This is a genomic window from Undibacterium sp. Ji49W, assembly GCF_049340205.1.
GTDB lineage: Bacteria > Pseudomonadota > Gammaproteobacteria > Burkholderiales > Burkholderiaceae_D > Undibacterium.
Map to the genome: position 1 here is coordinate 85,599 of NZ_JBMPOW010000011.1, position 12,596 is coordinate 98,194.

The following is a 12,596-nucleotide window of genomic DNA, read 5'->3' on the forward strand; positions in this document are numbered from 1 at the left end:
GCACCATGCCATAGTCAAAGCCAAAGCCTCAGTGCATCACCACCCTGCGCATTTTTTGTGAGATATAAGCCAGGCTGAACAGACTCATCAGCGCACATACCAGGAAAGCGATACCGACCGCCAGCGGGCTTAAAGTTTCGCCCTTCAACACCTGGTTCATCATCTGGTTTTGCGCCAGTACCGGCACCCACTGGAACCATGCAGGTTCCCTGCCCGGGAACAGGATGGGCACCAGGGAAACGAAGGGGATGAACATCGTCACCAGTTGGTTGCGTACCTGGGCTTCCTTGTAGCTTTTACAGTCCAGCGAAACGGCAATCTGTATCGCTGCCATGCTCGCGGCCAGTGGCAACAGCACAAACAGAAAGCCCATGGCATCTTTGAAATTGAACTGAAATTCAGCCCGCAGGGTTTCATTGTGGATCAGCCATTGCGATGGAAAGAAGCTGAAGATGGTCAGCACCACCACCCCCATGCCAACGATGGCGACCGCCCCCCATTTGCCTATCGTCAGTTGCCAGCCATTGACGGGGTTCATCATCAATGGTTCCAGCGAACCACGTTCGCGCTCACCGGCAGTGGTATCAATCGCTGCATACATGCCACCCAGCACAATCGCCATCAAGACCATCATGGGCAACATGGTGGTCACCGTGGCCTTGCGTTCGTCCGGTTTTTTCAAATGCCGTTCACGGACATCGATACGCTGCAATAATTCGATAGAAACCCCACGCATCAGCAGACCCATGGTAGCAGTCTCTTGCGCATAGGCATCCAGCAGGCGGCGCAAGGGGCGCACGCCAAATTCGGCTGGACGGTTCGAGGTGTCATAGGCAATTTCCACTGTGGCTTTATCGCCTGCGGCCAGCTTGTCATCAAAATCATCCGGGATCAGCAATACCGGCTGATCGAGTTCCTTGCTTTGTGATTTCGCTTCGTAGTCAGGCGGCGCAGTTTTCAGCTTGTAACCCTGGCGGGCAATAAAGTTTTCCAGCCCGCGTGCATGTTCAATACCGATGACCATGACAGAACGTTTTTCTTCCTGCGATTCAACCTGCGACAAAACCACAGAAAAAATCAGCAACATCAACGGCACACCAAGCAGGGAACTGATGAGTGCCACCAGCAAGGTGCGGCGGTCCCGCAGGGCGTCACGCAGCTCCTTGCGCAAAATAGCTAAGCTCGCTCTCATCAATTTACTCCTGACTGAGATGGTTGAGGATGCAGGAACGCCAGTTTGACGAATGCATCTTCAAAATTATTTTCGCCGGATTGCTGTAGCAATTCTTCTACCGTGCCATGGGCCACATCCTTGCCCTGCGCAACAATCACTACCTGGTCACACAGGCGTTCGACTTCCTGCATGATGTGGGTAGAAAAGATGATGCATTTGCCACCGCCTTCGGACGAACGCAGGAAGCGTAAAAACTCTCTCAGGGCCCGCGTCGCCACCACGTCCAGGCCATTGGTCGGTTCATCCAGGATAATGTTTTTCGGGTCATGCACCAGTGCCCGCGCCAGCGCGGTTTTCATGCGTTCGCCCTGGCTGAAGCCATCGGTACGCCTGTCCAGCAGAGCCTGCATGTCCAGCCAGTGCGCCAGTTGCTGCGTGCGCTGTTCGGCCAGACCTGCGTCCATACCATGCAACAGGCCGTAGTAGAGGATATTTTCCCTGGCAGTCAGGCGCGGGTACAGGCCACGCGCATCAGACAGCACCCCCATCTGCGATTGGGTGGATGATGTACCGGCCTTGACAGCAGTACCATCGACCATGATCTCACCCTTGTCGGCCTGCAACAGGGCTGCGATCATGCGCAGGCTGGTGGTCTTGCCGGCACCATTCGCCCCCAGCAGACCGGTGATGCAGGCATCATTTGCAGTAAAGCTGACGCCATCAACAGCCCGTACCACTTCGCTGGATTTTTTCATCAGGCCCAGGCTGCGCGCGACATTGGTCAGGGCGCTGCCGGATGATTTGCCCATGCGCACAAATTCCTTGTGGAGGTCTTTGACAATAATCATGGTTTGGGCTCCTCTTTCAGCTTCTCCCTGGGCCCGGCCTTGTCAGCGTTTTTGTCTGCGGCCTTGTCTGCGGCTTTATCGGTCTTTGCCACTACGGGTGCCTGCCATGCCAGCGCCCTTGGTATCTGGCGCACACATTTGGTGTCCACCTTGAGGGCCTCATCCTCTTCCTTGGCATTCAGGAAGCGATGCACGACATCCCGCACACAACCCTGTGCCAGCAAACCATGGCCGGCATTCTCTATCTGCACATGGCGTGCTTTTGCACCCAGTGCTTTGGCAACGGCTTCGCCATGTCTGGTCGGTGTCACCGGATCAAGGCCACCACTGAACAGCAAGACCGGCGATGCACTCAAGGGGATGGTAAAGAACGCAGCAGGAATGTCGGCACGTGGCCATTTTTTACAAGTCTGGGTATACATCTCTGCCATCAGCTTTTCAAAGTCATCATTCGCAGGCAAGCTACCTCCCTGTGCAAACGCTTCACCACACCAGACAGAAAAATGCATGCCGTAGGCAATACCACCCGGCCCCGGCAGGCTGGTGGCGCCGCTCATGGTAATCAGAGGTGCATAGTTACCCTGTTCGGCCTGTGTCAATGCATACGGCAAGGCCGACAGCGAAGTCGGGCTGTACAGTGTCTTGTGCACCAGACCCAGCAAACCATCACGTGTCATCTCGAACTTAAGTGGTGTGCCCAGACGCGGATGTGGCATGCTGACTTTTTGCGGCTGGCTGGCCAACAGTTTTTTCCAACGCTGTGCCAGATCGGGGTAACTGGCATTGCAGGCTGCTTCTTTCACGCAATCTCTGAACAGGGCATCGAGGGCCTTTTGCGCGTCGGAACTGGCCAGGCGCATATCGGGCGGTACCACACCATCCAGTACCACGCGACGCACTGATTGTGGAAACTGACGCAGGTATTCCAGACCTGCACGTGTACCATACGACGCGCCGACCAGGTTGATACGGCCATAGCCTTGTCGCTGGCGCACTGCTTCCAGATCCTGCACGGCAATGCTGGTACTGAAATACTGCAAGTCGCCATAAGGCAGGGCCTGCAACTGGCGCAGGCAATCATCGGTGAGTTTGACTTTTTGCTCGGGCGACAAGACTTCATCTGCTTTTTCCAACGCCGGGCATTCCAGCGGCGCGCTGCGGCCGGTACCACGCTGATCAACAAACACCAGGTCACGGCGGCGGTTCATGCGGGCCAGCAAACCATTCGCCCAACTGGCGACATTGATGGCACTCTGCCCCGGCCCGCCAGCGAGCAGGAACACCGCATCCTGCAATTTATTCCTGTCCTGGGAAGGAATGACAACATAATGAATGTCTATCTTTTTGCCACCCGGCTCTGCCGGGTCCAGTGGTCTTTGTATCTGACCACATTGCACTTCCTGCGGAAAATCCGGCAGGCGGCAAGGTTTGGTCACAGCGGCATGGGCGGCCACTGAAGTACACAGGGCAAACCCGGACAAAAGTCTGAGTATCAAACGTTTCGACAAAGCAGTCTCCTGACTAATTTTGATTTCTACGCATGTACACAGATGCAGGTACATGGCATCAGCATCTGCTGATTTTATACACTAATTATTCGCCATCCGTAGCAATCGCATCGAAAGCCAAACTGCCTTGCGTGCCAAGTGACATCAACAGATTTTTTATAGGGGCGGGCAAAGCCAGTTGCCCGGCATCATGCAGGTTTTGCCAGCTATGATCATCTTCTGAAATCATCGCATGGCGTTCAGACAATTGCACCTGCACCGGCAGAATCTGTAATTTGAAATGGGTGAACGCATGGCTGACCACAGGCAACACCCGGATGCTGGCGATCACGCCAAAGCGGCCAACCTTTTGCTTCAGTTCGGCCATTTGCGCATCGACAGAAATCATGGCATCGCCATATTCCTGCATGCCTGCCAGTTCCGGCAAAGACAGCAGGCCACCCCAGATGCCAGTTGGCGGGCGGCGTTCCAGCAATACCTGCTGACCATCCTGTACCACCAGCATGATGGCCTGTTTTTCTTTCTGGGCTTTTTTGGGCTTGCGTTCAGGCAGTTCCGCTGTCCTGCCTAGTGCATACGCCTGGCAGCGATCCTGGAACGGGCATTGCGGGCATTTGGGGCTGCTGCGGACACACAATGTCGCTCCCATGTCCATCAAACCCTGGGTATAGGCTTCAATGCCTTGCGCCGGCAATAAGGTCTGTGCCAATTTCCACATCTGGTCTTCTACCGGCTTGCTGCCAGGGTAACCATCAATGGCAAAGACGCGGGCCAGCACGCGCTTGACATTACCGTCAAGAATTGCCGCTACCGTACCATATGAAAATGCAGTAATGGCAGCTGCTGTGGAACGGCCTATGCCAGGCAATTCCTGCAACAGTGCGGAATCAGCGGGGAATTGTCCCTGGTATTTTTCCACCACCTGTTTTGCACACTGGTGCAGATTGCGCGCACGGGTGTAATAGCCGAGGCCGCTCCAGTGCTCCATGACTTCTTCCACCGGGGCGGCAGCAAGCGCAAACACTGTAGGGAATGAGCTCAGGAAACGCTGGTAATAAGGAATGACCGCAGTGACCTGGGTCTGCTGCAACATGATTTCAGACAGCCAGACGCGATATGCTTCACGGCTCTGCTGCCACGGCAGGCCGTGCCGGCCATGCTGCTTTTGCCATGCGATCAGTCGGGAAGAAAAATCGGGGTCAGGTGCAACAGGATGGCTTTCTGTCGCCATCCTGTTTGCTGATACAGTAGACTTCATCTATCAGGCAGCGACCCTGAGTGCACTCAGCTCTGCGGTCAGTGCATTTTTGAGACTTGTTTCGAGTTCAGTCAATGAACTCTTTTGCGCATCGATGTCTGCCTGCATGGTCTCAAAAGACTTGATCTTGTCTTCCAGACTGTCAGTCGCCACATGTATTCTTTGTATCGACTGCATGCGGTTTTTCAACTGGCTCTTGTGTTCACGGATCTGTGCTTCCAGCGGTGCCATGACGACTTTCTGCCAGGCTTCGACATCGCGATTGGCCTGCAAAAAGCTTTGCTTGACCCTGGCAGCGACCGAATCAAAGAATTTATGCATGAGCACGACTTGCGGCGTGGTCAGCATGGTCGCGGTACTGAACTGTTTCTGATACACAGCTTCAATCGCTTCGACTTCCTTGATGTATTTGTCGAGCGAGAATGGCATCGGTGCAGACAATGCCAGACCATGCTCGGTTGAAAATTTGCGGTACATGATAGTCATCATTTCCGAAATTTCATCGGTCTTCTTGTTCGAAGTCAGCAGGTTCAGTTTGACCTGGGCAAAGAAATGCTTGACTGAATCACGCAGGCCAATAGAGAACTTGCTCTTTTCCATGGCTTCACGCGATTTGCGTATTTCTTCACGCAAAATGTCCATACCAAGACTGGTATAGACCTCGGTAGACAGGCGAGTGAATACCGAACGTGTCCCCTGCATGCGCAAGAGGCTGGCGTCGAATTCTTTTTTCTCGGCATCGATACGCTTCATCATGTGTTCAATGACGTTCATATTCTTGCCGCGCAGACTCTTCAGTTCCATCATCTGTTCGACCACGCTACGGCTGCGGGCAGAAATAATGGCCTGCTGACCACTGGTGATTTCATTCACTTCAGACGTCAGTTGGGCACGGATGATGTTTTGCTTGGCTGGTATCAATTCCTTGGACAGTGCATATTCCAGTGTCGGCAGGCGGCTGCGGGCCAGCAAAGGCGCATCCTTGTTGATCTTGGCGACCAGACCTTTTTGCGCAGAAATCGGGAATACCTGCTTCTCGTCTATGGACAGGGTATGCGCAACGGTGCTGATCTGGCGCACGATCTGTGCTTCCACTTCTTCCGGTGTGCGCAACTCGTCCCACATGCTGTCTATCTTGTTGAGTACGACCATGCGACCAGGGCCATTGCCGATATGATTGCGCCAGACATCAATATCGCTCTTGGTCACGCCGGTATCGGCGGCCAGGATAAACAATACGGCATGCGCATTCGGGATCAGGTTCAGCGTCAGCTCAGGTTCGGTACCGATGGCATTCAGACCAGGGGTATCGACGATGATCAGACCTTCTTTCAGCAGCGGATGCGGGAAATTGATAATGGCATGGCGCCATTGGGAAATTTCAACCAGGCCGTCTTCATCCACTTCCAGCGCGGCATCAGGATCGTTTTCATCAAACAAGCCATAATATTTTGCCAATTCTATGCTGACTTTTTTGGTCTGGCTCACCTGTTTGAAGGCTTCCAGCATGCCATCACCAGAATTGATATTCAGAGGCAGCACGGTCCAAACATGGCTTTGGCCCTTGTATTCGCTGGTGGACTGGGCTTCAGCCCGGGTTTCTATAGGCAGCAGGCGTATGCAGGGCGGTATCGTATCGTCATACAATAACTCGGTCGGACACATGGTGGTACGACCGGCGGATGATGGCAAAATACGCTGACCGTAGTCGGCAAAGAAAATCGCATTGATCAACTCTGACTTGCCGCGTGAAAATTCTGCAACAAAAGCGATGGACAGCTTGTCGTCAACCAGTCTTTCCATCAATCGGGCAATACGCTGGTCACTGGCGGCATCGGCCATATCCGATCCATGTATCCACGTACGATACTGCTCCAGCGCTTTCACCACTCCTTTGCGCCAGTCGCTGTACTCCTGGAATTTCTGAACCAGATTGCTCATGTTCCCCTCAGTTAACTTTTTTAATTTTCCAAGTATATATGGAAGCTCTGAAAAAATACGCGTAAATTGAATTTTGACTACATTTCAGACCGTTTGACGGGCTTATTTCTGACATTTTGCGCAATAAAAGCTGCTGCGCTGCCCCTGACGTATCTGTCTGATGGTCTGGCCACAGATTTTGCAGGCCTCTCCAGTTCTATCATAGACGAAATAAGACTGTTGGAAATAGCCGCTCTGGCCATCCACGCCCAAAAAGTCTTTCAAGGTGCTACCACCCTGCGCGATGGCGGCGGCCAGGGTCTCCCGGATAGCATCAGCCAGCAAAGTATAGCGCGCCAGACTAATGCGTTTGGCCGAGGTTTTAGGGTTGATACCCGCCTTGAACAGGCTTTCTGATGCATAAATATTACCAACACCCACCACAATATCGCCCGCCAGCAGCACCTGCTTGACCGGCGCGCTGCGCTGACGTGTCTCGCGATATAGCAATTCCGGGCTGAAACCAGGCTCCAGTGGCTCTACGCCCAATTGCCGCAAGAGCAGATGCTCATCAATGCCACCATCAGCCGCTGCATGCCAGAGTACCGCACCAAAACGGCGCGGATCGGTCATGCGCAAGGCCATGTCACCAATGACAATATCAATATGATCATGTTTGGCTGGCGGCACATCTTTTTGCAAGACCCGCAAATGTCCCGACATGCCAAGGTGAATCAATACGCAGCCGTGCTGAAAATGCAATAAAAGATATTTACCACGCCTGCCTGTGGCCAGAATGCGCTGGCCAGTCAGCAATGCAGGCAGATCTGGCGGGAAAGGCCAGCGCAAACCTTCTCTGCGGAGGATGACCTGACTGACGGTTTTACCGGTCAGGTGAGGCGCGACGCCGCGTCTGGTAACTTCTACTTCAGGTAATTCTGGCATGGGCGGGAACTTTTACCATTACAATTTGACACAGTGTAATAACATGGCTGAACCCACAGCTTTTCAGCTTCAGCGTAAAATCAATCATCTTTTCTGTTAAATCCGGGCTCGTTTTGAAAACATTTCCAGCATTACTTCCTACTTCTATTGTATCCGTTCTGCGGCCGGCATCATGGCTATTGAGTGCGGCACTGGTCACGGGATGCGCGTCCATGGGCCAGCAGGGCACAGATCCCGCCGGCGATGCCAAGCACGCCAACGACGCCGCACAGGCTGCCCTGTCAGCAGAAAAAACCCTGAACGGGGTGACGGCTGATGTCTCGCTGCCTGAAGACAAATTACCCGAAGTAGCACTGTCTGAAGAATTATTTTACAAGATCATCACCGCTGAAATCGCCTATCAGCGAGGCAGTTGGCAAGGTGCATATGTGACGCTGTATTCGGTTGCCCAGCAAACCCGTGATCCGCGTGTCGCCCGTCGTGCAGCAGAAATCGCCCTCAGCGCCAAGCAGGCAGGCGAGGCGCTGGCGGCCATACGTCTGTGGCGTGAATTCGCGCCAAATTCTAATGAAGCCACCCAGTATTACCTGGGCTTTATGGTGATGAATAACAATCTGGCTGAAATCCAGAGCGTGTTTACAGAAAAACTGAAAACTGCCGACCCCAAAATGCACGGCATACTGATGTTGCAGGCCCAGCGCCTGCTGTCCCGTGCACGTGACAAGAACGCGGCCTTTGACGTACTGGAAGAAATTCTCTCGCCGTACAAGAACAGTCCGGATGCCCATCTGGCACTGGCCCAGGGCGCTTATACCAAAGGTGACAACAAGCGTGCCGTGAGCGAAGCGCAAATGGTGCTGGACACCAAGACTGATTCGCAACTGGCTATTCTGACCATCGCCCAGGCGTCATCACAACAGGATGCAGCCAAGGCCATGACGGCCTTTTTGCAAAAAAATCCGACCGCGCGTGATGTCCGCCTGGCCTATGCCAGCATCCTGATCGATCTCAAGCAACTGGATAAAGCCACCAAAGAATTCGAGCAAATCGCACGTGATAGGCCGGATGACAACAACGCCACTTATACGTTGGGCGTGTTGTTCATGGAAAGAAACCAGCCTGCCGAGGCAGAAAAATATTTCGTCCAGTATCTGAAAACCCTGGAAGCCAAACCAGGTGAAGAACGTGACCCGACCAATGCCCTGGTCAATCTGGCGCGTATCGCCGGTGAGCGCAAGGACTATAAGGCTGCGCAGGACTGGTTGTCCCAGGTGGAATCGTTTGATGGCCGCAATACCGCCTGGTTCAATGTCCAGATGCGACGCGCCTTCCTGTACGCCAAAGAAGGCAAGCTGGACGAAGCAAGGCAGTTTTTGCGTACCGTAAAAGCCTCGAATGAGGCGGAACAGACCCAACTGGTACAAACCGAAGCACAACTGCTCAAGGACGCTGGCCAGCCCGATCAGGCCAAAGCCATTTTGCAAGAAGGTATACAGCAACAGCCCAATAATCCTGACCTGCTGTACGATTTTGCCATGCTGGCTGAAGCGCAAAAAGACATCAGCGCCATGGAAACTTCACTGCGCAAGGTGATAGAGCTCGCACCCAACAGCCAGCATGCCTACAATGCGCTCGGCTATTCATTTGCCGACCGCAATATCCGCCTGGATGAAGCATCGACGCTGATAGAAAAAGCCAACCAGTTGGCACCGGATGATCCATTTATTCTGGACAGCCTGGGCTGGGTCAAGTTCCGTCTGGCAAAATACGATGAGGCTGAACTGGCATTGCGTCGCGCCTATGAATTGCGGCCTGATGCCGAAATCGCCGTACATCTGGGCGAATTGCTGTGGACCATGGGACAGAAAGATGATGCAAAAAAAATCTGGCGCGACGCCCAGAAAAAAGACCCGGAAAATCAGACCCTGAAAACCACGCTGGACAGACTGAAGGTCAAACCCTGAGCCCGGCATTCCGCGCTTAGCTGACTTGGCTTGATTGATTATTCAGACTGATTTTGCCCGGCACGCGACACGCATATGCCATGTATGCTTGCGCCGGGCACATTAACCACGTCTGCGCCCTGGCGCAACGACCATACACGGACAACGATGCATAACAAGACACGCTTGCCCCAGCATATTGCAGCCTGTGCCTGCCTGCTGCTCAGCAGCGCCTGTACCAGCCTGCCACAGCCATCGTCGACGACTAACAGTCCGGCCACGGTACCGCTAACCACCCAGCAAACAACTGCCAGCACTGCCCGCACCTACCAGCAACAGATACAGATCAGCGGCAGAATCACCGTGCTGTACCAGCAAGCTGACAAGCCACAAAGCATGCCTGGCAGTTTTGAGTGGGAACAAGACAAGGACGGCATACGTATTACCCTGATATCTCCTTTGGGGCAAACCATGGCCAGAATCACTCAGACAGCGCAAGGTGCCCGGCTGGAACAGGATGGCAAGGAAACCCGTCAGGCTGCCGATCTCGACCTGTTACTGCAAGATACCCTGGGCTGGTCCCTGCCAGTAGCCGGTCTGCGTGACTGGTTGCAAGGCTTCGTGGCAAAAGATGGCAAAACCGCCATGCCATTGCAAGCCCAGGACCAGACTATTGACGCCCAGGGCTGGAAATTGCGGTATGCGACCTGGCATGAGCAACCCAGCTTTCCAAAACGTATCGATTTGCAAAGATATACCAGCCAGGCTGGCGACATCTCCATCCGTATCGTCATCGACCAATGGAAATGATACGCACACTGAAGCAGTGCCCTGCCCCCGCCAAACTGAACCTGTTCCTGCATGTGACGGGCCGCCGGCCAGATGGTTACCATCTGCTACAGACTGCCTTTCAACTGATAGACCGCTGCGATTATCTGGATGTGGAAGTGCGTGACGATGGATTTATCCACCGCTGCAATGACATACCCGGCGTGCCTGCCGACAGCGATTTGATTGTAAGGGCAGCCAGATTATTGCAGGCGCATGGCAGCTGTAGTCTGGGAGCGAACCTGACCCTGCACAAGCAACTACCCATGGGCGGCGGCCTGGGTGGCGGTTCTTCAGACGCGGCAACCACCTTGCTGGCACTGAATCATTTATGGAATACCGGCCTGACAAGAGCAGAACTCATGGCACTGGGCTTGCAACTGGGTGCCGATGTACCCTTCTTTTTGTTTGGCGAAAACGCCTTCGCTGAGGGAGTGGGTGAAGAATTGCAGGCTTTAAACACCGCTGAAGACTGGTTTGTGGTGCTGGAGCCCGGCGTACAAGTCCCCACACCAGCGATTTTTTCGGCAAAGGAGTTGACAAGAGACACAAAGCCCGTCAGAATAGCGGACTTTTCCAGTGATGCAAAAATTCATTGGAAAAACGATCTGCAAACAGTTGCATGCGCATTGTTTCCGCAAGTTGATGCAGCCATACAATGGCTCTCACAATACGGACATGCAAAGATGACAGGATCAGGGGCTTGCGTTTTTTGTGCCTTTGCCGACGAAACGGCAGCAGACACGGTATTAAAGCAAGTGCCAGATCGCTGGACATCATGGAAAGCAAAAGCACTGAGTCGCCACCCGATGGCGCAGAAATTGGGATCGAAAAACATTTGGCTTGAAGCTGGTTTGACGCTAAAATAGCGGCGAACTTGGAAACAGGCAAACGGTTGTGTAGGGGAGTCGCCAAGCTGGTTAAGGCACCGGATTTTGATTCCGGCATGCGAAGGTTCGAATCCTTCTTCCCCTGCCATTAAATTAAAGCCGCCGCATAGATTGTGCGGCGGCTTTTTCAGTTTTATCAGCGGCTAGTTTTGTATAAAACCCATGCAAAATAAGCCAGACCCACAATCTCAGCCGATAGGTCCCAGCCATGGCAAATGCGCGCGCAAATGACAACATGATGGTTTTCACTGGCAACGCCAATCCTGCACTGGCTGCCGGTGTTGCCAAGCAACTCGGCATCCCCCTCGGCAAGGCAGACGTTTCCAAATTCTCTGACGGCGAAGTAATGGTCGAGATCAATGAAAACGTGCGCGGCAAAGATGTTTTCGTTTTGCAATCCACTTGCGCGCCAACCAATGACAACCTGATGGAAATCATGTTGATGGTTGATGCACTGAAACGTGCTTCCGCTGGTCGTATCACTGCTGCTATCCCGTATTTTGGTTATGCCCGCCAGGATCGCCGCCCACGCTCTGCGCGTGTTGCGATTTCTGCCAAAGTGGTTGCCAATATGCTGGAAGAAGCCGGTGTAGACCGCGTGTTGATCATGGACTTGCATGCCGATCAGATCCAGGGTTTCTTTGATATCCCTGTCGACAATATTTACGCTTCGCCAATTCTGCTGGGTGATCTGGTCGCCAAGAATTACGAAGACCTGCTGGTCGTTTCCCCTGACGTGGGTGGCGTGGTACGCGCCCGTGCTTTGGCAAAACGTCTGGGTTGTGATCTGGCCATCATTGACAAACGCCGTCCAAAAGCGAATGTCTCTGAAGTCATGAACATTATTGGTGAAGTCGAAGGCCGCAATTGCGTGATCATGGATGACATGGTTGACACTGCCGGCACCCTGACCAAAGCAGCTGAAGTATTGAAAGAACGTGGCGCCAAGAAAGTATTGGCTTACTGTACCCACCCTGTCCTGTCTGGCCCTGCGATACAACGTATTTCGCAATCGCCGCTGGATGAACTGGTAGTGACAGACACCATTCCACTGACGGAAGCAGCCCGTGCCTGCCCGAAGATTCGTCAATTGTCTTGTGACAGCCTGCTGGCCGAAACTTTCCGCCGCATTACCAAGGGCGAATCGGTCATCTCCCTGTTCACGGACTAAAATTTTTCCGGCACTGCCATCTTCTTGATGACAGTGCTTTTTTCTGGGCCCCTGGTCGCGGGGGTTCAATACCGCAAAACAAGTAAATGTTTTGCATTTTTTGGAGTAACA

Annotated in this window: 11 protein-coding genes and 1 tRNA gene; 5 read left to right on the forward strand and 7 right to left on the reverse strand. The window is 53.4% G+C overall.

The features are described 5' to 3' along the window. Positions 1 to 28: 28 nt before the first annotated feature. The 7 genes from ACO0LK_RS15140 to ACO0LK_RS15170 form a co-directional block, all read right to left on the reverse strand. Positions 29 to 1,192: an ABC transporter permease gene (locus ACO0LK_RS15140; protein ID WP_422976397.1), complete on the reverse strand. Its 1,164-nt coding sequence runs from the start codon at positions 1,190 to 1,192 to the stop codon at positions 29 to 31. Next, on the reverse strand, positions 1,192 to 2,022 hold the full coding sequence (locus ACO0LK_RS15145) for an ATP-binding cassette domain-containing protein (RefSeq protein WP_422976399.1): 831 nt from the start codon (positions 2,020 to 2,022) through the stop codon (positions 1,192 to 1,194). Before ACO0LK_RS15145 ends, ACO0LK_RS15140 begins: the two co-directional genes overlap by 1 nt. Further along, positions 2,019 to 3,530: an alpha/beta hydrolase gene (locus tag ACO0LK_RS15150; protein ID WP_422976401.1), complete on the reverse strand. Its 1,512-nt coding sequence runs from the start codon at positions 3,528 to 3,530 to the stop codon at positions 2,019 to 2,021. The genes ACO0LK_RS15145 and ACO0LK_RS15150 overlap by 4 nt, the downstream gene beginning before the upstream one ends. An 85-nt stretch (positions 3,531 to 3,615) precedes the next feature. Further along, positions 3,616 to 4,761 (reverse strand): A/G-specific adenine glycosylase, encoded by a 1,146-nt coding sequence (gene mutY / locus ACO0LK_RS15155; RefSeq protein ID WP_422976403.1) that lies wholly within the window; start codon positions 4,759 to 4,761, stop codon positions 3,616 to 3,618. 30 nt (positions 4,762 to 4,791) lie between these two features. After that, positions 4,792 to 6,729, reverse strand: coding sequence for a dynamin family protein (locus tag ACO0LK_RS15160; protein WP_422976405.1), 1,938 nt, complete (start codon positions 6,727 to 6,729; stop codon positions 4,792 to 4,794). Between the two features lie 102 nt (positions 6,730 to 6,831). Next, positions 6,832 to 7,653 (reverse strand): bifunctional DNA-formamidopyrimidine glycosylase/DNA-(apurinic or apyrimidinic site) lyase, encoded by an 822-nt coding sequence (gene mutM, locus ACO0LK_RS15165; RefSeq protein ID WP_422976407.1) that lies wholly within the window; start codon positions 7,651 to 7,653, stop codon positions 6,832 to 6,834. Next, entirely contained in the window at positions 7,637 to 7,867 is a 231-nt protein-coding gene (locus tag ACO0LK_RS15170) for a hypothetical protein (RefSeq protein WP_186950318.1), read from the reverse strand. Before ACO0LK_RS15170 ends, mutM begins: the two co-directional genes overlap by 17 nt. Here ACO0LK_RS15170 and ACO0LK_RS15175 point away from each other — a divergent pair. The 5 genes from ACO0LK_RS15175 (at position 7,866) to ACO0LK_RS15195 (ending at position 12,485) form a co-directional block, all read left to right on the forward strand. Beyond that, on the forward strand, positions 7,866 to 9,617 hold the full coding sequence (locus ACO0LK_RS15175) for a tetratricopeptide repeat protein (protein ID WP_422976410.1): 1,752 nt from the start codon (positions 7,866 to 7,868) through the stop codon (positions 9,615 to 9,617). The genes ACO0LK_RS15170 and ACO0LK_RS15175 overlap by 2 nt on opposite strands. Positions 9,618 to 9,764: 147 nt before the next feature. Then, entirely contained in the window at positions 9,765 to 10,406 is a 642-nt protein-coding gene (gene lolB, locus ACO0LK_RS15180; RefSeq protein WP_422976412.1) for a lipoprotein insertase outer membrane protein LolB, read from the forward strand. Continuing rightward, positions 10,403 to 11,293, forward strand: a complete 891-nt coding sequence (gene ispE / locus ACO0LK_RS15185; RefSeq protein WP_422976414.1) for a 4-(cytidine 5'-diphospho)-2-C-methyl-D-erythritol kinase — start codon at positions 10,403 to 10,405, stop codon at positions 11,291 to 11,293. Before lolB ends, ispE begins: the two co-directional genes overlap by 4 nt. A 32-nt stretch (positions 11,294 to 11,325) precedes the next feature. Then, positions 11,326 to 11,402: transfer RNA gene (locus tag ACO0LK_RS15190), tRNA-Gln, on the forward strand. A gap of 120 nt (positions 11,403 to 11,522) precedes the next feature. Next, the gene (locus tag ACO0LK_RS15195) at positions 11,523 to 12,485 is read left to right on the forward strand and encodes a ribose-phosphate pyrophosphokinase (protein WP_186950326.1); all 963 of its coding nucleotides are present in this window, start codon (positions 11,523 to 11,525) and stop codon (positions 12,483 to 12,485) included. Positions 12,486 to 12,596: the final 111 nt, after the last annotated feature.

Coding starts and splice junctions, on each gene's coding strand:
- ACO0LK_RS15140 (WP_422976397.1), bottom strand. CDS start 1,192: ATGAGAGCGAGCTTAGCTATTTTGCGCAAGGAGCTGCGTGACGCCCTG.
- mutM (WP_422976407.1), bottom strand. CDS start 7,653: ATGCCAGAATTACCTGAAGTAGAAGTTACCAGACGCGGCGTCGCGCCT.
- mutY (WP_422976403.1), bottom strand. CDS start 4,761: ATGGCGACAGAAAGCCATCCTGTTGCACCTGACCCCGATTTTTCTTCC.
- ispE (WP_422976414.1), top strand. CDS start 10,403: ATGATACGCACACTGAAGCAGTGCCCTGCCCCCGCCAAACTGAACCTG.
- ACO0LK_RS15145 (WP_422976399.1), bottom strand. CDS start 2,022: ATGATTATTGTCAAAGACCTCCACAAGGAATTTGTGCGCATGGGCAAA.
- ACO0LK_RS15170 (WP_186950318.1), bottom strand. CDS start 7,867: ATGGACGCGCATCCCGTGACCAGTGCCGCACTCAATAGCCATGATGCC.
- ACO0LK_RS15195 (WP_186950326.1), top strand. CDS start 11,523: ATGGCAAATGCGCGCGCAAATGACAACATGATGGTTTTCACTGGCAAC.
- ACO0LK_RS15175 (WP_422976410.1), top strand. CDS start 7,866: ATGGGCCAGCAGGGCACAGATCCCGCCGGCGATGCCAAGCACGCCAAC.
- lolB (WP_422976412.1), top strand. CDS start 9,765: ATGCATAACAAGACACGCTTGCCCCAGCATATTGCAGCCTGTGCCTGC.
- ACO0LK_RS15160 (WP_422976405.1), bottom strand. CDS start 6,729: ATGAGCAATCTGGTTCAGAAATTCCAGGAGTACAGCGACTGGCGCAAA.